Below are 17,757 nucleotides of genomic sequence, written 5' to 3' on the forward strand. Positions count from 1 at the left end.
GCGTGCGCGGCGACGGAGATGGATCCGTCGCCGCATGTGCCGAGTTCTTGTGTGATTTTTTTAGGAGCGGCTTCAGCCGCGACATGGCCTCACCGGAGAGTGCCTGTCGCGGCTGAAGCCGCTCCTACAGAAGTGCTGTGGGGAACCCTTGCGCCGATCAGTCGCCCAAGGTCAGCAACGACGCATTGCCGCCGGCCGCGGTGGTGTTGACCGTCACCACCTTCTCGGTGGCGAAGCGCAGCAGGTAGTGCGGGCCGCCGGCCTTGGGGCCGGTGCCGGACAGGCCCTGGCCGCCGAACGGCTGCACGCCGACCACCGCGCCGATCTGGTTGCGGTTGACGTAGACGTTGCCGACCTGCACGCGTGCGGCGATGCGCTCGATGGTCTCGTCGATGCGCGAATGCACGCCCAGGGTCAGGCCGAAGCCGGTGGCGTTGATCTGCTCGATCACCGCGTCGAGCTGGTCGGCCTTCCAGCGGATCACGTGCAGCACCGGGCCGAAGATCTCGCGCTGCAGCTGCGCCAGCGACTGCAGTTCGTAGGCGCGCGGGGCGAAGAAGCTGCCGTGGGCGGTGCCGTCGTCGCTGGCGGCCACCGCGATCAGGCGCGCTTCGCGGTCCATGCGCGCGGCGTGGTCGGTGAGGAGTTGCAGCGCGTCGGCGTCGATCACCGGACCGACGTCGGTGGACAGCAGGCCCGGGTCGCCGATCTTCAGTTCGGCCATCGCGCCGGCGAGCATGGTCATCACCTTGTCGGCGATGTCGTCCTGCACGAACAGCACGCGCGCGGCCGAGCAGCGCTGGCCGGCGGAGATGAAGGCGCTGGAGATCGCGTCCTTGACCACTGCTTCGGGCAGCGACGAGGAGTCGGCGATGAACGCGTTCTGGCCGCCGGTCTCGGCGATCAGCACGCCGATCGCGGCGTCGCGCGCGGCCAGCGCGCGGTTGATCGCGCGCGCGGTCTCGGTGGAGCCGGTGAAGGCGACGCCGGCCACGCGCGGATCGCGGGTCAGCGCGGCGCCGACGGTGGCGCCGTCGCCGGGCAGGAACTGCACCGCCGCCTCCGGCACGCCGGCGTCGTGCAGCAGCTTCACCGCGGCATGGCCGACCAGGTTGGTCTGCTCGGCCGGCTTGGCGATGACGGCGTTGCCGGCGGCCAGCGCCGCGGCGACCTGGCCGAGGAAGATCGCCAGCGGGAAATTCCACGGGCTGATGCACACGAACACGCCGCGGCCGTGCAGCTGCAGTTCGTTGGACTCGCCGGTCGGCCCGGGCAGGCGCTCGGGCGCGCCGAACTGGGCGCGCGCCTGGCCGGCGTAGTAGCGCAGGAAATCCACCGCTTCGCGCACTTCGGCGACGCCGTCGGGCAGGGTCTTGCCGGCTTCCTTGACGCACAGCGCGATGAACTCGGGCATGCGCGCTTCCAGCAGGTCGGCGGCGTGCTCGAGGATGGTGGCGCGGCTGGCGGCCGGGGTGCGGTTCCAGCCCGGCTGCGCGGCCACCGCGTTGGCCAGCGCCTTTTCCACGGTGGCGGCGTCGGCCGGTTGCCAGCGGCCCACCACCTGGCGGCGGTCGGCGGGGTTGGTCACGTCCAGCGGTGCGCTGGCGTTCGGCGCGCCTGGCACCAGCGGCGCGGCCTGCCAGGGCTTGATCGCGGCGTTGAGCTGGTCGGCCAGCGCGCGCAGGTCGTTGTCGTTGGCGAGGTTGGCGCCCATGGAATTTTTCCTGTTGTGGTTCTGGCTGCGCAGCAGGTCGGCCGGCAGCGGAATCTTCGGATGCGGGATGGAGGCGAATGCGGACACGGCCTCGACCGGATCGCGGATCAAGTCCTCGATGGCCACGTCCTCGTCGGTGATGCGGTTGACGAAGCTGGAGTTGGCGCCGTTCTCGAGCAGGCGCCGCACCAGGTACGGCAACAGGTCCTCGTGCGAGCCGACCGGCGCGTACACGCGGCACGGCACGCCCAGGCGGTCGGCGGGGATCACCTCGGCGTACAGGTCGTCGCCCATGCCGTGCAGCTTCTGGTGTTCGTAGTCCTTGCCGCCGGCGATGGCGCGCACCGCGGCGATGGTCTGCGCGTTGTGGGTGGCGAACATCGGGTACAGCGCGTCGCTGTGCGCGAACATGCGCTTGGCGCAGGCCAGGTAGGACACGTCGGTGTTCTGCTTGCGGGTGAACACCGGGTAGCCCGGATGGCCTTCGACCTGCGCGCGCTTGATCTCCGCGTCCCAGTACGCGCCCTTGACCAGGCGCACCGGGATGCGGCGGCCGACGCGGCGCGCCAGGTCGGCGAGGAAGTCGATCGTGTACGGAGTGCGCTTCTGGTACGCCTGCACCGCCAGGCCGTAGCCTTCCCAGCCGTCCAGCGACGGATCGGAGAAGGTGGCTTCGATGATGTCCAGCGACAGCTCCAGGCGGTCGGCCTCTTCGGCGTCCACCGTGTAGCCGATGCCGTAGGACCGGGCCAGCTGCGCCAGCTCCAGCACGCCCGGCACCAGCTCGGCCATCACCCGCGCACGCTTGGCGTGTTCGTAGCGCGGGTACAGCGCGGACAGCTTGATCGAGATGCTGGGCGCGGCGAACACGTCGCTGCCCTGGTACGAGCCGTTGGGACCGCTGCGCCCGATCGCGTGGATCGCCTGGCGGTAGGCGTCGAGGTAGCGGTGCGCGTCCTTCATGGTCAGCGCGCCTTCGCCGAGCATGTCGAACGAGTAGCGGTAGTGCGCGTTGTCGCCCTTCTTGGAGCGCGACAGCGCCTCGCCGATGGTCCGGCCCATCACGAACTGGTGGCCCATGATCTTCATCGCCTGGCGCACCGCCAGGCGGATCACCGGCTCGCCGACGCGGCCGATCAGGCGCTTGAATGCGCCGGCCACGTCGGCGCGGGTCAGGTCGTTGATCTGCACCAGCTTGCCGGTGAGCATCAGCCCCCAGGTGGAGGCGTTGACCAGCACCGAGTCGCTTTCGCCCATGTGCTTCTTCCAGTCCGCGTCGCCGAGCTTGTCGCGGATCAGCTTGTCGGCGGTTTCCTGGTCGGGGATGCGCAGCAGTGCCTCGGCCACGCACATCAGCAGCACGCCTTCCTCGCTGCCCAGGTCGTACTGGCGCATGAAGGCCTCGATCGCGCCCTGGTTCTGGGCACGGGCGCGCACCCGGGTGACCAGGTCGGCGGCCAGCGCCTGCACCTTGGCCTGGTCGGCGGCGGGCAGGCGCGCCTGCTCGAGCAGTTCGCGCACGTGGTCGGCCTCGTCCTTCAGCCACGCGGCGGTGATCGCGGCGCGCAGTGCGTGGGAGGCGGGGAGCAGTTCGGGGGCAAGCAACGGCGAGGGAGACGCGGACGGCATCGCCGGTGCGGAACCGGCGCCAGACAGAGCGTTCATGCAGGGAGGACCAGGGAAGATGCGCGCATTTTATGCCAGCGCCCGCTCGCGCAGCGCGTCGGCGCGGCGCTCCGTTGTCCGCGCCGGACGTCGATGGCTGAACGTCTGCGGAGAGAATTTGGTTGCAACGCAGCATTTTTTATGATGAACGCGCGCTTGCCGGCGCGCAGGCCCGGGGCTACCATCGAATCGTTGCTCGCGGCTGGGACAGCGCGGCGGCTCGGAAGCGCGGTTCGACATGATCGAAATGTGTCCGTTTTCTGCGGAGGGAGCGGGTACGCAGCTGCGGCTGCGGCCGCCGCGGGCGCTCAGTGCCCGGCAATTCGTGATGTTGTTCGCGGCGCTGGCCGGGGCGATGTGGGCGGTGGCGGTGCTGGGGTGGTTGGCCGGCAACGTGTTCGCGCCGGCGTTCGCCTTGCTGCACAGCATCGTGGTGGCGCTCGCGCTGCGCTGGTCATGGCGCAGCGGCGATCGCGAAGAGGACATCCGGGTGGGTCCGGGCTGCGTGGAAGTGACCCGCACGAATGCAGGAACGCCGGCGTTCCGCGCCCACCCGCATTGGGTGCGGTTGCGGATCGAAGGCGACGACAGGGTGGTGCTGGCGTGCAGCGGCAAGCAGGTCCGGGTCGGCGAGTTTCTCGGCCCGGGCGAGCGCCGCGAGCTGGCACAGACCCTGGAAGGCTTGCTGGCGGCCGCGACCGGCCGCAACCGATGACGCTCCAAGGGGTCTAGGCAATGAAGCAATGCGGCATGTGGAAGCAACAGGCGGTCAGGGGCGGGATGGCATTGGCGGCGGCGCTGGCCGCACCCATGGCGTGGGCACAATCGGCCGATCCGAAACCCTGGCAGTTGAACATGGGCCGCGGCGTCACCCAGAGCGCGCGCAACGCCTACGATTCGAACATGCTGTCGCTGTGGATCTGCGCGGCCATCGGCGTGCTGGTGTTCGGCGCGATGGGCTATGCGATGTTCAAGTTCCGCAAGTCCAAGGGCGCGGTCGCGGCGCAGTTCAGCCACAACACCAAGGCCGAGGTGATCTGGACGGTGATCCCGGTGCTGATCCTGATCGCGATGGCGTGGCCGGCCACGGCCAAGCTGATCGCCATGTACGACACCCGCGACGCCGAGCTGACCGTCAAGGTCACCGGCTACCAGTGGATGTGGCGCTACGAATACCTGGGCGAGAACGTCTCCTTCACCAGCCGCCTGGCACGCGACTCCGACCGCATGCGCCAGAGCGGCCAGGTGCCGAGCCTGGAGAGCAATCCGCACTACCTGCTCGACGTGGACAACCGGCTGGTGCTGCCGGTGAACACCAAGGTGCGCTTCGTGATCACCTCCGACGACGTGATCCACGCCTGGTGGGTGCCGGCGCTGGGCTGGAAGCAGGACGCCATCCCCGGGATCATCAACGAAGCCTGGACCGATATCGACACCCCCGGCGTGTACCGCGGCCAATGCGCGGAACTGTGCGGCAAGGACCACGGCTTCATGCCGATCGTGGTCGAGGCGGTGTCCAAGCAGGACTTCCAGAAGTGGCTGGCGGCGCGCAAGCCGGCACCGGCGGCGGCCCCGGCCGCGCCGGCTGCCGCACCTGCCGAGGCGCCCGCCGCGCCGGCGGCTCCGGATGCGCCCGCACCCGAGGCCACCGCGCCGGCCGCGCCGCCGCAGGCCTTGCTGCTCCGTCTTCGTTCCGGCTCGCACCTGACCGTGCAAGCCGCCTGATCTCCTGCATTCTTTTTTGAGGTAGCCGCCATGGCCCATTCCGCAGTCGATCACCACGACGAGCACGGGCATCAGCAGAGCTTCGTGGAACGGTGGTTGTTCTCCACCAACCACAAGGACATCGGCACGCTGTACCTGCTTTTCAGCTTCACGATGTTCATCGTCGGCGCGGCGATGAGCGTGGTGATCCGTGCGGAGCTGGCGCAACCGGGGCTGCAGTTCGTCAAGCCCGAATTCTTCAACCAGATGACCACCGTGCACGCGCTGGTGATGATCTTCGGCGGGGTGATGCCGGCCTTCGTCGGCCTGGCCAACTGGATGATCCCGCTGCAGATCGGCGCGCCGGACATGGCCCTGCCGCGCATGAACAACTGGTCGTTCTGGCTGCTGCCGGTGGCCTTCACCCTGCTGCTGCTGACCTTCTTCCTGCCCGGCGGCGCGCCGGCCGGCGGCTGGACCCTGTACCCGCCGCTGTCGCTGCAGGGCGGCTACAACGTCGCCTTCAGCGTGTTCGCGATCCACGTCGCCGGCATCAGTTCGATCATGGGCGCGATCAACATCATCGCCACCGTGCTGAACATGCGCGCGCCCGGCATCGACCTGCTGAAGATGCCGATCTTCTGCTGGGCCTGGCTGATCACCGCGTTCCTGCTGATCGCGGTGATGCCGGTGCTGGCCGGCGCGGTGACCATGCTGCTGACCGACAAGTTCTTCGGCACCAGCTTCTTCAATGCGGCCGGCGGCGGCGATCCGGTGATGTACCAGCACATCTTCTGGTTCTTCGGGCACCCGGAGGTCTACATCATGATTCTGCCGGCGTTCGGCGTGGTCAGCGAGATCATCCCGACCTTCAGCCGCAAGCCGCTGTTCGGCTACCAGGCGATGGTGTACGCGATCGCCGCGATCGCGTTCCTGAGCTTCATCGTCTGGGCGCACCACATGTTCACCGTGGGCATGCCGCTGGGCGGCGAGATCTACTTCATGTTCGCCACCATGCTGATCTCCATCCCCACCGGGGTGAAGGTGTTCAACTGGGTCAGCACCATGTGGCAGGGCTCGCTGACCTTCGAGGCGCCGATGCTGTGGGCGGTGTCGTTCGTCATCCTGTTCACCATCGGCGGCTTCTCCGGGCTGATGCTGGCGATCGTGCCGGCCGACTTCCAGTACCACGACACCTATTTCGTGGTCGCGCACTTCCACTACGTGCTGGTCACCGGCGCGGTATTCGGGCTGATCGCCGCGGTCTACTACTGGTGGCCGAAGTGGACCGGGCGCATGTACAGCGAGGCCTGGGGCAAGTTCCATTTCTGGTGGACGATGCTGTTCGTCAACCTGCTGTTCTTCCCGCAGCACTTCCTCGGCCTGGCCGGCATGCCGCGGCGCATTCCCGACTACAACGTGGTGTTCGCCGACTGGAACCTGGTCAGCTCGATCGGCGCGTTCGGCATGTTCGTCACCCCGTTCCTGATGGCCGGCATCCTGCTGGCGTCGCTGCGCAACGGCGCGCGCGCCGAGGCGCGGGCCTGGGAAGGCGCGCGCGGCCTGGAATGGACCGTGCCGTCGCCGGCGCCGGCGCACACCTTCACCTTCCCGCCGGTGCTCAAGCCCGGCGACCTGGCCCACGACGACATCAGCCACTGATGACCACGCAGACGCCGCTCGACGAAATGGCCCTGCGCCGCAAGCGCGCCGCGCGTACCGCGCTGGTGGTGGGTGCGGTCGCGGTGCTGATCTATGCCGGCTTCATCCTGTCCGGGGTGATCGGCCGATGAGCGCGCCGGCGCCGCGCGTGCACAGCAGCGCCGGGCTTTTCAAGCTGGTCGGCGTGGCGCTGGCGGTGTTCGTGCTGACCTTCTCGCTGGTGCCGCTGTACCGCATCGCCTGCGAAAAAGTGTTCGGCGTGCGTCTGGAGCGCGGCCCGGGCGAAGGCCCGCAGGCGGGCAAGCCGCTGCTCGGCAAGCGCACGGTCAAGGTCGAGTTCGATGGCGGAGTGAATTCCAAGCTGCCGTGGTCGTTCCATCCCGAGCAGCTGACCATGCAGGTGGTGCCCGGCGAACTCAACGAGGCGTTGTACTACGCGCGCAACGACGGCGAACGCGCCATCGTCGGCAGCGCGGTACCGTCGGTGGCGCCGGCGCGGGCCTCCGGCTACTTCACCAAGACCGAGTGCTTCTGCTTCACCGCGCAGACCCTGCAGGCCGGCGAGAAGCGCGACATGCCGGTGCGCTTCATCGTCGACCCGAACCTGCCCGGCGACGTCACCACCATCACCCTGTCGTACACCTTCTACAAGAACGATGCGCTGAGCGCGGAACTGGGATCGCCGAAACTGGCCGGTTCCGTGCGCGCGGCCCCTTGACCTCACCCGGAACGCCCGCCATGGCCCAGCCCAGCACCGACGCCACTGCCTATTACGTGCCCAGCCAGAGCCGCTGGCCGTTCATCGGCTCGATCGCGATGTTCGTGACCATGATCGGCGTGGCCAGTTGGCTCAACGACGCGGACTGGGGCAAGTGGACCTTCTTCACCGGCATCGCGATGCTGGTGGCGACCTTGTTCATGTGGTTCGGCGACGTGATCCGCGAATCGATCGCCGGCCATTACAACCGCCAGGTCGACGTGTCGTTCCGCATGGGGATGGTCTGGTTCATTTTTTCCGAAGTGATGTTCTTCGGCGCGTTCTTCGGCGCGCTGTTCTACACCCGTACTTTCATCCTGCCGTGGCTGGGTGGCGCCGGCGACGGGGTGATGACCAATGCGCTGCTGTGGGACGGCTATTCGGCGGCCTGGCCGACCAACGGCCCGGGCGCGATCGGCGGCCAGTTCCAGACCATCCCGGCGTGGGGCCTGCCGCTGATCAACACGCTGATCCTGCTCAGCTCCGGCGTGACCCTGACCATCGCCCATCACGCGCTGAAAGCCGGCCATCGCACGCGCCTGCTGGTGTTCCAGGGACTGACCGTGCTGCTGGGCTGCGCCTTCCTGTACTTCCAGGCCGAGGAATACATCCACGCCTACAAGGAGCTCAACCTGACCTTGGGCTCGGGCATCTACGGCTCGACCTTCTTCATGCTCACCGGCTTCCACGGCGTGCACGTGCTGCTGGGCACGGTCATGCTGCTGGTGATGTGGCTGCGCTCGGCGCGCGGACATTTCAGCCGCGACAACCACTTCGCCTTCGAAGCGGCGGCGTGGTACTGGCACTTCGTCGACGTGGTGTGGCTGGCGTTGTTCCTGTTCGTCTATGTACTTTGACGGCTGGGATTAGGGATTCGGGATTGGGGATTCGGCAAAGCAGGGCGCTGCTGTTGCGATTCCCTATTCCCTATTCCCTATTCCCGATTCTCCATTCCCGGCTTCTCAGCGACCTAGCCCGTGCGGCTTGATCACGCCGGTGTAGATGCCCAGGATCACCAACAGGATCAGGCACACCGATAGGCCGATGCGCCAGGTCAGTGCGTTCACCGTGCGCTTGCTCTGGCCGCGGTCCACCAACAGGTAGTACAGGCCGGCGCCGAGGTTCCACAGAATGACCAGCAGGAACGCGACGATCAGCAGGGTTTTCAGCGAGTCGTTCATGGGCGTCTCGGTGCACGGTATCGCCGCATTATGACCCTCGCCGCGTCTTCGCGCGTCGCCACGCGCGCGCGCATGCCGCTGTGGCTGGGCTGGAGCATTGCGCTGGCGGTGGCGCTGGGATTCTGCGCGCTGGGCCGCTGGCAATTGCTGCGCATGCACGAGAAACAGGCCTTGCTCGCGCAGGCCGCGCACATCCGCGACCGTCCGCAGGCGTTGTCCGCTGCGCTGCGCACGGCGTCGCCGACGCAACTGGCCTGGGTGCACGGCGCCGGCCGTTTCCTGCCCGGGCAGATCCTGCTCGACAACCAGCTGCGCGAAGGCCGCAGCGGGGTCAAGGTCTATCAGCCGTTCCTGGCCGATGACGCATCGGCGCCGCTGCTGGTCGAACTGGGGTGGCTGCCACTGCCGGCCGACCGCGCATTGCCCAGGCCGGTGCCATTGCAAGGGCGCTACACGCTGGTCGGCCTGCTCGGGCCGGCGCCTTCGCACGGGCTGACCCTGGGGCCGGCGCTGGTCGCCGCGCCGGCGCCGCAGCTGTGGCTGGCGATGCGCATCGAGCCGGCGGCGATCGGCCAGGCGCTCGGCCGCCGCGACATTTTGTCGCAGGTGCTGCGCCTGGATCCGGCTCTGCCGCTTGGCTATCCGCGCGACCTGGACATGCTGCCGAACACGCTGCCGCCCGAGCGCCACTTGGGTTACGCGGTGCAATGGTTCGGCCTGGCGCTGGCCGTGCTGATCACCGCGGGCCTGCTCAGCTGGCGTGCGCGCAAGGGGCGGGGCGGGCGCTGAGCGCGCGCGCATGAGAAAATCCCCGGCATGAATGCTTCCCCCTCGGCTCCACGCCAGGCGACCACGCGCGGCCGCTGGACGTTGATCGCGCTGTTCGCCCTGTTCTTCGGCTCGATGCTGGTCGCCGGCGCGCTGCGTTTTTCTGGCTGGCAACCGCCCGGCAGCCGCAACCACGGCGAGTTGCTGAAGCCGCCGGCTGACCTGCGCGCGCTGCAACCGCGGCTCGACGACGGCAGCGTCTACGCCTGGCAGCCGCAGCAGCGGCTGTGGCGCATCGCGCTGGCCCCGCCGCGCGACTGCACTACCGCCTGCGAGGCGCTGGCGCGCGACCTGGACAAGGTCTGGCAGCTGTTCGGCCACGACGCCGACCACGTGCAGATTCTGTGGATCGGCACGCCGCCGCCGGCGGTGCGCGCGCTGCCGCAGGTGCGCGTGCTGCGTGCCGACGCGGCGTTGCTGGACGGCCTGCCGCGCGTGCACGACGCCGCCGGGGTGCCGGTCTACGTGATCGATCCGAACGGCTTCGTGGTGCTGCGCTACGCGCCGGGCTTCGACCCGGCCGGGCTGCGCGCGGACCTGGCGAAGCTGCTGAAACTCCTGTGAGCCGTCCCTCTATGAACCTGTTCGCGCCACCGGCGCTGTTTCGGCACTTCCACCGCATGGCCTGGCTGGCGGCGCTGTTCACCGCCAGCACGATCATGTTCGGTTCGTTCGTGCGCCTGTCCGATGCGGGCATGAGCTGCCCGGACTGGCCGACCTGCTATGGCCGGGTGACCTGGCCACAGACCAGCGACGAGGCCAACGCGCACGCGGCCAGCAAGATCCGCCCGCTGGAGACGCACAAGGCCTGGCGCGAGCAGGTGCACCGCTTCCTGGCCGGGGCGCTGGGCGTGGAAGTGCTGGTGCTGTCGCTGCTGGCTGCGCGCCGGCGGCGCCTGGGCATCGCCCAGATCGTCGGCGCCGCGGTGCTGGTGGCGTTGTCGATCCCGCTGTACATGTCCGGCTGGCCATCGCTGGCGATGGCGCTGGCCGCTGCCGGCGAAGCGATCCTGCTGCTGGCGGCGCTGCGCTGGTCCAACAGCGACCTGGCGCGCGCGGCGGTGCTGACCCTGGCGGTGGTGATCTTCCAGGCGCTGCTCGGCATGTGGACGGTGACCCTGCTGCTCAAGCCGATCGTGGTGATGGGGCATCTGCTCGGCGGCCTGCTGATGTTCTCGCTGCTGGTGTGGATGGCCTGGCGCGCCACCCACCTGCCGATCACCCTGGCCGACGCGTCGCGGCTGAAGTGGCTGCTGCGCCTGGGCGTGGCGCTGCTGGCGCTGCAGATCGCGCTCGGCGGCTGGGTCAGCGCCAACTACGCGGCGTTGGCCTGCGGCGGCGGCAGCTGGTCGGCCGACAACTTCCCGCGCTGCGTCAGCCAGTGGTGGCCGCCGCACGATTTCCGCGAAGGCTTCACCCTGTGGCGCGGCATCGGCGTGGACTACGAAGGTGGCGTGCTCGACGGCGCGGCGCGCATCGCGATCCAGATGGCGCATCGGATGATGGCGCTGCTGGTGGCGGCCTACCTGCTGTGGCTGGGCTGGCGGCTGAGCCGCTCGCCGGGCATGCGCGGCTGGGCGGCGGCGCTGGCGCTGCTGCTGGTGGCGCAGGTCAGCCTGGGCATCCTCAACGTCAAGCTGGCGCTGCCGCTGCCGGTGGCGGTGCTGCACAACGCCGGCGCGGTGGCGCTGCTGTTCGTGCTGGTGTCGCTGCTGGCGCGGCTGCGGGCGCCGCAATGAGCGCGAAGGGCATCCACTGGCGCGACTACTGGGACCTGACCAAGCCCAAGGTGGTGGCGCTGATCGTGTTCACCGCACTGGTCGGCATGTGCCTGGCGGTTCCCGGCGTGCCGACCTGGGCGCAGGTGCGCACCGGCTTGATCGGCTTCTTCGGCATCTGGCTGGCGGCATCGGCCGCGGCGGCGATCAACCAGTTGCTGGACGCGCGCATCGACGCGCAGATGGCGCGCACCTCGTGGCGGCCGCTGGTGGTGGGCAAGGTGCTGCCGTGGCAGGTGCTGCTGTTCGCCACGGCGCTGACCGCGTTGTCGATGGCGATCCTGGTGATCTGGGTCAACACCATCACCGCGGTGCTGACCTTCGCCTCGCTGATCGGCTATGCGGTGATCTACACCGTGTTCCTCAAGCGCACCACGCCGCAGAACATCGTCATCGGCGGCCTGGCCGGCGCGGCGCCGCCGCTGCTGGGCTGGGCCGCGATCACCGGCATGCAGGGCCAGTGGGACTGGGCCTACGCCTCGCTGCTGGTGCTGATCATCTTCGTGTGGACGCCGCCGCACTTCTGGGCGCTGGCGATCTTCCGCCGCGCCGACTACGCCAAGGCGTCGGTGCCGATGCTGCCGGTCACCCACGGCGTGGCGCATACGCGCAAGCAGATCCTGGTGTACACGCTGCTGCTGGTGGTGGCGACGCTGCTGCCGGCGGCGGTGGGCATGAGCGGTGTGTTCTACCTCGGCGGCGCGCTGGTGCTGAACGCGGTGTTCGTCTGGTACGCCTGGCGCATGCTCGACCCGCCGGACGAGATGTTCTCGATGCGCATGTTCGGCTATTCGATCGTCTACCTGATGGCGCTGTTCGCGTTCCTGCTGGTCGATCACTGGCTGCTGCCGGCACTGCCGATGCCGATGCCGACCGGCGCGTGAGCCGGCTGCGCCACACCGCGCTGCTGGCGCTGACGCTGGCGGCGCTGCCGTTGCCGGCGTTGGCATGGGACACGCCGGAACAGGCGATCGACGCCTACCTGGCCTTCGAACTGGACGGCGGGCGGCTGCAGGCCTGGCCGTTCGCGCGCTACATCGTGGCGCCGCGCGGCTACGACGAACCGGGCTGGGACGTGCTGCATGCGGTGCGCGGCTGGCAGCGCGGCGCGGTGCGCTGCGACGACCCCGCGCGTTGCGAGGTCGTGGTGTTGTTCGAATACGCCGACACGCTGGCCCTGCCGGCGGCATGGCAACTGATGCCTCACCCGCACGGCGGCAGCGAACGGGTGCGCTATGCGCTGCAGCGGCAGCCCGCGCCGGACGGCTGGCGCGTGGCCTCCACGCTCGGCCCGCCGCGGGTCAGGCTGAAGGTGGTGGCGACGCTGTGGCCGGACGCTGCCGCCGACTGAGCCGCGCCGATCGACCGCGGCGGGCGCCGCAGCCGGTTTGGGCCGGAGCGGCTCCGATGGATGATGCGATGCCTTCGTTCGATGGCGCCCGGCGCGGCGCGCATTGACTGGCAGGCGCGTGCGCCAGCACGGGCGCATGCCGCGATGACCTGGGCGCTCAGCTCAGCCAGTGCTGGCAGCTGTCGCGGTCCTGGCTGCCGCAGCTTTGCTGCATCTTGTGCTGCAGGCGTGCGAGCACCGCGCTGCCGCCATGGCCCTTGCTCCAGCCTTGCAGGGCCTTGGCCAGGGTGTCGAAGCGCTGCCTGGTGCGCTGGTGGTAGCCGCCGGGCTGCCCGGCCAGTTCGCCGATGACCTGGCCGGCGGCGGCCTCGATCGCGGCCGCGTTGTCCGGCTGCAGCCGGATCAGGCCGTCGACATAGAGCACGCCCCACTGCACCCGGGTGGCGGGGCCTTCGGCGCTCTCGTAGGCCTTCTTCAGCCAGTACAGCGCGGTCTGCTTGTCGCCGCGCGCCTCGGCCAGGCCGGCCAGTTCCGGCATGTAGTAGTACGGCGTCTTGCTGCGCCCCAGCTCTGCCAGCAGCAGCTGTTCGGCGCCGGCGCTGTCGCCGGCGTCGTCGAGCAGGCCGGCGGCATTGCTGATCGTGGACTGGCGTTCGTAGTCGGTCTTGGCCGCCTGTTCGGCCCACTGCACGCGCTGTTGCACCTTGGCGACCACCGCGGCCGGCAGCGGCGGATGCGGCGCGTCGCCGGTGTCGGCCGGCTGGCCCTGCGCCAGTCGCGCCAGCTGGATGTCGGCGTACGCGGTATCCAGGCGGTCGCTGATCGGCAGGCTGCTGTCGGCATAGACCTTGTCCAGCGCGCCGGTCAGCGCGTTGGACAGCGTGGCCCGTTCGCCGGCATCGGCGGCCGCGGCCTGCACCAGCTCGCGCGCCGAGTAGGTCAGGGTGCTGCGGTTGGCGCGGACCTCGGCCGGATCGGCCAGCACCGCCTGCAGCAGGCTGCGATCGGCGGCGCGGCGCTTGGCGTCGGTGGCGCCGGCCTTGTCCGGATCCCGCGCGGCCAGCGCCAGCAGCGCGAAGCGGCGCTGCAGCGCCGGCTGCGGCGCGGCGGCGGCCAGTTGCGCGAGCACGCCGGCGGCCTGCTCCGGCTTGACCAGCTGGCTCGCATCCACCGCCCAGCCGTATTCGCCGAGCAGGGTCCAATCGTCGGCGCTGAGTGTGGCCGGCGCCTGCAGCGCCTTCTGCAGCAGCTGCGCCGAGGTGGTGGTGCGGGTCGCGGCCACGCGCAAGGCCTCGGCCAGACGCCCGGTGTCGCTGTCGCCGGCCAGGCGGGTGACCTCGCTGCGATCCGGACGTAGCACGATGATGGTCGGATATCCCTTGATGCCGAAGCGTTCGCCCCAGGCCTGCGCGCCTTCCGAATCGCCGTCCAGGTGCACCGCGACGAAGGCGCGGGTGCGGGCGATGAAGCCCGGGTCCTTGAACAGCGTGGCCTTGAGCCGATTGCACGGCGGGCACCAGGCCGCGCCCCAGTACAGCAGCACCGGCTTGTTCTGCTCGCGCGCTTCGGCGAAGGCGTCGTCGACATCGCCCTCGCGCCAGGCGATGCCGGCGCTGTCGGGCGCCTTGGCCGGCGCGGCGACCTGCGGCTTGGCGGGAGCGGGTGGCTTGTCGCAGCCGCCCAGCGCCAGCAGCGCGGCAAGGCTGGCGGACGTCATCACGGAAAGGCGGAACATACGGCGCATATGTCGGTCACCGGGCGGAGAGGGGAGGGGGCGGCAACGGCGGAATGCCGTGCAGGCCATGGCGCCAACCGTGCACTCTACCTAGCCGATCGGGCCGCGGGTACCCGGCGGACATGCCGGTTGCGCATGTGCATATCCCGCGATTCAGCGGCGGCGGCCAGCGCGCGTTTGCCACACGGCACGGACGATGGCGCGTGGCGGGGCAGCTACCGCGCAGCGTTCCGCTTTCGCCACAGCGGATCGCGTAGATCGGCGTGTTGCGCACGCAGGCGGCGGCCGCGACTTCTCGGACAGGCGGCGCCGAGCCGTCGCATTCGCTAGTCTTGGGTCGCCGTCGGCGTCTCGCGGGCATAGCGCTGCGCGACGAAGGCGCAGACGATCAACTGGATCTGGTGATAGATCATCACCGGCAGCACGATCGCGCCCAGGCTACCGCTGGCGAACAGCACCTTGGCCATCGGCACGCCGGTGGCCAGGCTCTTCTTCGAACCACAGAACACGATCGGGATCTCGTCGTGGCGGCTGAAGCCCAGCCGCCGCGCGGCGAAGGTGATCAGCCCCATCGCCAGCGCCAGCAGCAGTGCGGCGACCAGCGCCACGCCGAGCAGCGCCGGCAACGGCGTCTTGCGCCATAGGCCCTCGATCACCGCGGCGCTGAAGGCGGTGTACACCACCAGCAGGATCACGCCCTGATCGGTGTAGCGCAGCACCGCGCGGCGCCGCTCGACCCAGGCGCCGACCCAGGGCCGCAGCAGGTGGCCGGCCACGAACGGCACCAGCAACTGCAGCATGATCTTGCCCATCGCCTCCAGCGGGTTGGCCATCGCGCTCTGCGCGCCGGCCAGCAGGCCCATCAGCAGCGGGGTCAGGAACACCCCGAGCAGGCTCGACAGCGAGGCGCTGCACACCGCCGCCGGCACGTTGCCGCCGGCCATCGAGGTGAACGCGATCGACGACTGCACGGTGGACGGCAGCGCGCACAGGAACAGCACGCCGATGTACAGCTCCGGGGTCAGCAGCCAGTGCGACAGCGGCTTGAGCAGCAGCCCCAGCAGCGGGAACAGCACGAAGGTGGCGGCGAGGATGGTCAGGTGCAGGCGCCAGTGCAGCGCGCCGGCGACGATCGCCTCGCGCGACAGGCGCGCGCCGTGCAGGAAGAACAACGCGGCGATGGCGATGTCGGTGACGTCGTCCATGATCGCCGCGGCCTGCCCGCGCACCGGCAGCAGCGAGGCCAGCAGCACGGTGCCGAGCAGGGCCAGGGTGAAGGGTTCGATGCGGAGTTTTTTCAGCAGGCTCATCGGGCGTGGAATCTCGGCGAAGGGGACCGTCGGCAGGGGCGGCACGGGAAGCGCGATCGCGATGCTGCGTGCGCAGCTGTGCCGTGGTGCGGATGGCGCGCGATCCCGGCAGCAACGCAGGACGCGGTTGCGCCGTCTGTGGGCCATCGTAGACCACGGTTGGCGGCGAGGGTCGCGTGCGAGCGCGCTGCGGATCGCATGCGCCGCGCCCGGTGCCGGTCGTCCATGCGCGCAAGCTGCATCCACACTGCGCGCATCGTGGCCGCAGGCAGACGCATCAGGTCAGCGCGCACCGGGCCGCAGCCGCAGCAGTTCGCGCAGTTCGTACTTGTCGGTCTCGTCCAGGCCCTGCGCGCGCTGCTTGGCCTGCAGTTCCTCCAGCCGCTGCTGCAGGGTCTGCCGCTCCAGTTGCACCACCACGTCGTGCAGTTCCTGGCGCCAGCTGGCGGTTTCGCCGGGAATCTCCTGCACCGCCAGTTTCTGCAGCGCGGGCAGTTCCTCGCGTTCGTGGAAATGCTCGAGCAGGGCGCCGGTGGAGATGTCCGGGCGCGTGTGCACGATCTCCAGCAGTTCGATCATCAGTTCGATGCCGGGCAGGCGCAGGCCGGCGAACGGGTAGGGCGGGGGCAGGTCCAGCGCCAGCGCCGGCGTGTGCAGCAGGCGCACGATCGCCTCGCGCACCAGGCTGCGCTTTTGCGTCGGCCGTGCCGCCGCACGCGGCGGCGGTTTGGCCAGCTGCGCGGCGGCGGGCGCCGGGCCGCCGATGCCGGTGATCTCGGCCAGGCGCTGGCGCATCAGGTCGCCGAAGGCGCCATCGGGAATCTGCGCCAGCATCGGCCGCGCGCGTTCGGCCAGCCGCGCCTTGCCGTCGAGCGTGGCCAGGTTGACTTCGCGCGAGAGTTCGTCGAAGAAGAACTGCGACAGCGGCGTGGCCTGCTGCAGGCGCGCGGCGAAGCCGTCGGCGCCTTCCTTGCGCACGATGCTGTCCGGGTCCTCGCCGTCGGGCAGGAACAGGAAGAACGCCTGGCGCCCGTCCTTCATCCGCGGCAGCACCGATTCCAGCGCCTTCCAGCCGGCGCGGCGGCCGGCGGCGTCGCCGTCGAAGCAGAAGAACACGTCCGGCGCGTTGCGGAACAGCAGCTCGGCGTGGTCGGAGGTGGTCGCGGTGCCCAGCGTCGCCACCGCCTGGGTGACGCCGAACTGGAACAGCGAGACCACGTCCATGTAGCCTTCGACCACGATCAGCCGCTCGATCTTCTGGTTGGCCTGGCGCACCTGCCACAGGCCGTATAGCTCGCGGCCCTTGTGGAACAGCGCGGTCTCCGGCGAGTTCAGGTACTTGGGGCCGTCGTCCTTGTCCATGACCCGGCCGCCGAAGGCGATGACCCGGCCGCGGCGGTCGAAAATCGGGAACATGACCCGGTCGCGGAACTTGTCGTAGACGTGGCCGCGCTCGTTCTTGGAGAACAGCCCGGCGCGCTCGAGCAGCTTGTGGCGGCGTTCGTCGGTGCCCAGCGCGTCCTTCAGTGCGCTGAAACCGTCCGGCGCGTAGCCGATCTGGAAGCGCGCGCGGTTGTCGGCGTCCACGCCGCGGCCGTCGAGGTAGCTGCGCGCCTTGTCGCTGGTGTCGAGCTGGCGCTGGAAGAACTTGGTCGCCGCGTCCAGCGCCGAGTACAGGTCGCGATGGTCGTCGCCGGCGGCCTGCGCGGCGCCGCGCTGTTGCGCGTCGCGCGGCACTTCCATGCCGGCGCGCTTGGCCAGTTCGTCGACCGCGTCGAGGAACTCGAGGCGGTCGTAGTTCATCAGGAAGCTGATCGCGGTACCGTGCGCGCCGCAGCCGAAGCAGTGGTAGAACTGCTTGGTCGGCGACACCGTAAACGAGGCAGAGCGCTCGTCGTGGAACGGGCAGCGCGCCGCGTACTCCTTGCCCTGGCGCTTCAGCGGCACGCGCGTGCCGACCACCTCGACGATGTCGGTGCGGGCGAGCAGGTCGTCGATGAACGCGTCGGGGATGCGGGCCATGGGCGATAGGATGCCATGCGTCCGCGCCGCCGCCACGGATTGGGCCGCAA

The 17,757-nt window shown here is 69.6% G+C and carries 16 protein-coding genes; 11 read left to right on the top strand and 5 right to left on the bottom strand.

Translation table 11 applies throughout. The annotated features are described in order from the left end of the window. Positions 1-157: 157 nt before the first annotated feature. Positions 158-3,343, bottom strand: a complete 3,186-nt coding sequence (gene putA, locus HEP73_RS02550) for a bifunctional proline dehydrogenase/L-glutamate gamma-semialdehyde dehydrogenase PutA (RefSeq protein WP_458309670.1) — start codon at positions 3,341-3,343, stop codon at positions 158-160. A gap of 274 nt (positions 3,344-3,617) precedes the next feature. Between putA and HEP73_RS02555 the strand changes: the two genes are divergently transcribed. The 6 genes from HEP73_RS02555 to HEP73_RS02575 are packed head-to-tail and all read left to right on the top strand — an operon-like array spanning position 3,618 to position 8,359. Next, positions 3,618-4,094, top strand: coding sequence for a DUF2244 domain-containing protein (locus HEP73_RS02555; protein WP_185815046.1), 477 nt, complete (start codon positions 3,618-3,620; stop codon positions 4,092-4,094). A 20-nt stretch (positions 4,095-4,114) separates the two neighbouring features. Next, complete coding sequence (coxB, locus tag HEP73_RS02560) at positions 4,115-5,104, top strand: cytochrome c oxidase subunit II (protein ID WP_185821999.1); 990 nt, start codon at positions 4,115-4,117, stop codon at positions 5,102-5,104. A gap of 30 nt (positions 5,105-5,134) precedes the next feature. Continuing rightward, on the top strand, positions 5,135-6,745 hold the full coding sequence (gene ctaD / locus HEP73_RS02565; RefSeq protein WP_185822000.1) for a cytochrome c oxidase subunit I: 1,611 nt from the start codon (positions 5,135-5,137) through the stop codon (positions 6,743-6,745). Then, complete coding sequence (locus HEP73_RS22550; RefSeq protein WP_255423645.1) at positions 6,745-6,876, top strand: hypothetical protein; 132 nt, start codon at positions 6,745-6,747, stop codon at positions 6,874-6,876. The genes ctaD and HEP73_RS22550 overlap by 1 nt, the downstream gene beginning before the upstream one ends. Further along, positions 6,873-7,463 carry a cytochrome c oxidase assembly protein gene (locus HEP73_RS02570; protein WP_185822001.1) on the top strand — a complete coding sequence of 197 codons (591 nt, stop codon included), beginning with the start codon at positions 6,873-6,875 and terminating at the stop codon, positions 7,461-7,463. Before HEP73_RS22550 ends, HEP73_RS02570 begins: the two co-directional genes overlap by 4 nt. A gap of 20 nt (positions 7,464-7,483) precedes the next feature. Next, on the top strand, positions 7,484-8,359 hold the full coding sequence (locus HEP73_RS02575) for a cytochrome c oxidase subunit 3 (RefSeq protein ID WP_185822002.1): 876 nt from the start codon (positions 7,484-7,486) through the stop codon (positions 8,357-8,359). A gap of 105 nt (positions 8,360-8,464) precedes the next feature. Here HEP73_RS02575 and HEP73_RS02580 read toward each other — a convergent pair whose 3' ends face one another. Then, the gene (locus tag HEP73_RS02580) at positions 8,465-8,683 is read right to left on the bottom strand and encodes a twin transmembrane helix small protein (protein ID WP_003480622.1); all 219 of its coding nucleotides are present in this window, start codon (positions 8,681-8,683) and stop codon (positions 8,465-8,467) included. A 30-nt stretch (positions 8,684-8,713) separates the two neighbouring features. Here HEP73_RS02580 and HEP73_RS02585 point away from each other — a divergent pair, with 30 nt between their 5' ends. The 5 genes from HEP73_RS02585 to HEP73_RS02605 are packed head-to-tail and all read left to right on the top strand — an operon-like array spanning position 8,714 to position 12,640. Beyond that, entirely contained in the window at positions 8,714-9,472 is a 759-nt protein-coding gene (locus tag HEP73_RS02585) for an SURF1 family protein (protein WP_185822003.1), read from the top strand. Between the two features lie 27 nt (positions 9,473-9,499). Further along, entirely contained in the window at positions 9,500-10,075 is a 576-nt protein-coding gene (locus tag HEP73_RS02590) for a hypothetical protein (protein ID WP_185822004.1), read from the top strand. A gap of 11 nt (positions 10,076-10,086) precedes the next feature. Next, positions 10,087-11,250 carry a COX15/CtaA family protein gene (locus HEP73_RS02595; RefSeq protein ID WP_185823264.1) on the top strand — a complete coding sequence of 388 codons (1,164 nt, stop codon included), beginning with the start codon at positions 10,087-10,089 and terminating at the stop codon, positions 11,248-11,250. Then, on the top strand, positions 11,247-12,173 hold the full coding sequence (gene cyoE, locus HEP73_RS02600; RefSeq protein WP_185822005.1) for a heme o synthase: 927 nt from the start codon (positions 11,247-11,249) through the stop codon (positions 12,171-12,173). The genes HEP73_RS02595 and cyoE overlap by 4 nt, the downstream gene beginning before the upstream one ends. Next, positions 12,170-12,640: a hypothetical protein gene (locus HEP73_RS02605; protein ID WP_185822006.1), complete on the top strand. Its 471-nt coding sequence runs from the start codon at positions 12,170-12,172 to the stop codon at positions 12,638-12,640. The genes cyoE and HEP73_RS02605 overlap by 4 nt, the downstream gene beginning before the upstream one ends. Before the next feature lie 157 nt (positions 12,641-12,797). Here the strand turns inward: HEP73_RS02605 and HEP73_RS02610 are convergent, their stop codons facing one another. The 3 genes from HEP73_RS02610 to dnaG form a co-directional block, all read right to left on the bottom strand. Further along, complete coding sequence (locus tag HEP73_RS02610) at positions 12,798-14,384, bottom strand: thioredoxin family protein (RefSeq protein WP_185822007.1); 1,587 nt, start codon at positions 14,382-14,384, stop codon at positions 12,798-12,800. A 317-nt stretch (positions 14,385-14,701) separates the two neighbouring features. Continuing rightward, positions 14,702-15,685, bottom strand: a complete 984-nt coding sequence (locus HEP73_RS02615; protein WP_185822008.1) for a bile acid:sodium symporter family protein — start codon at positions 15,683-15,685, stop codon at positions 14,702-14,704. 282 nt (positions 15,686-15,967) lie between these two features. Beyond that, the gene (gene dnaG / locus HEP73_RS02620) at positions 15,968-17,707 is read right to left on the bottom strand and encodes a DNA primase (RefSeq protein ID WP_185822009.1); all 1,740 of its coding nucleotides are present in this window, start codon (positions 17,705-17,707) and stop codon (positions 15,968-15,970) included. Positions 17,708-17,757: the final 50 nt, after the last annotated feature.

Source organism: Xanthomonas sp. GW, assembly GCF_014236815.1.
Lineage (GTDB): Bacteria > Pseudomonadota > Gammaproteobacteria > Xanthomonadales > Xanthomonadaceae > Xanthomonas_A.

What these genes read in the sequence shown, in the direction of transcription:
- HEP73_RS02585 (WP_185822003.1), top strand. Translation starts at nt 8,714, where the DNA reads ATGACCCTCGCCGCGTCTTCGCGCGTCGCCACGCGCGCGCGCATGCCG.
- HEP73_RS02575 (WP_185822002.1), top strand. Translation starts at nt 7,484, where the DNA reads ATGGCCCAGCCCAGCACCGACGCCACTGCCTATTACGTGCCCAGCCAG.
- ctaD (WP_185822000.1), top strand. Translation starts at nt 5,135, where the DNA reads ATGGCCCATTCCGCAGTCGATCACCACGACGAGCACGGGCATCAGCAG.
- HEP73_RS02610 (WP_185822007.1), bottom strand. Translation starts at nt 14,384, where the DNA reads ATGCGCCGTATGTTCCGCCTTTCCGTGATGACGTCCGCCAGCCTTGCC.
- HEP73_RS22550 (WP_255423645.1), top strand. Translation starts at nt 6,745, where the DNA reads ATGACCACGCAGACGCCGCTCGACGAAATGGCCCTGCGCCGCAAGCGC.
- cyoE (WP_185822005.1), top strand. Translation starts at nt 11,247, where the DNA reads ATGAGCGCGAAGGGCATCCACTGGCGCGACTACTGGGACCTGACCAAG.
- HEP73_RS02570 (WP_185822001.1), top strand. Translation starts at nt 6,873, where the DNA reads ATGAGCGCGCCGGCGCCGCGCGTGCACAGCAGCGCCGGGCTTTTCAAG.
- HEP73_RS02555 (WP_185815046.1), top strand. Translation starts at nt 3,618, where the DNA reads ATGATCGAAATGTGTCCGTTTTCTGCGGAGGGAGCGGGTACGCAGCTG.
- HEP73_RS02595 (WP_185823264.1), top strand. Translation starts at nt 10,087, where the DNA reads ATGAACCTGTTCGCGCCACCGGCGCTGTTTCGGCACTTCCACCGCATG.
- HEP73_RS02580 (WP_003480622.1), bottom strand. Translation starts at nt 8,683, where the DNA reads ATGAACGACTCGCTGAAAACCCTGCTGATCGTCGCGTTCCTGCTGGTC.
- dnaG (WP_185822009.1), bottom strand. Translation starts at nt 17,707, where the DNA reads ATGGCCCGCATCCCCGACGCGTTCATCGACGACCTGCTCGCCCGCACC.
- coxB (WP_185821999.1), top strand. Translation starts at nt 4,115, where the DNA reads ATGAAGCAATGCGGCATGTGGAAGCAACAGGCGGTCAGGGGCGGGATG.
- HEP73_RS02590 (WP_185822004.1), top strand. Translation starts at nt 9,500, where the DNA reads ATGAATGCTTCCCCCTCGGCTCCACGCCAGGCGACCACGCGCGGCCGC.
- putA (WP_458309670.1), bottom strand. Translation starts at nt 3,343, where the DNA reads ATGCCGTCCGCGTCTCCCTCGCCGTTGCTTGCCCCCGAACTGCTCCCC.
- HEP73_RS02615 (WP_185822008.1), bottom strand. Translation starts at nt 15,685, where the DNA reads ATGAGCCTGCTGAAAAAACTCCGCATCGAACCCTTCACCCTGGCCCTG.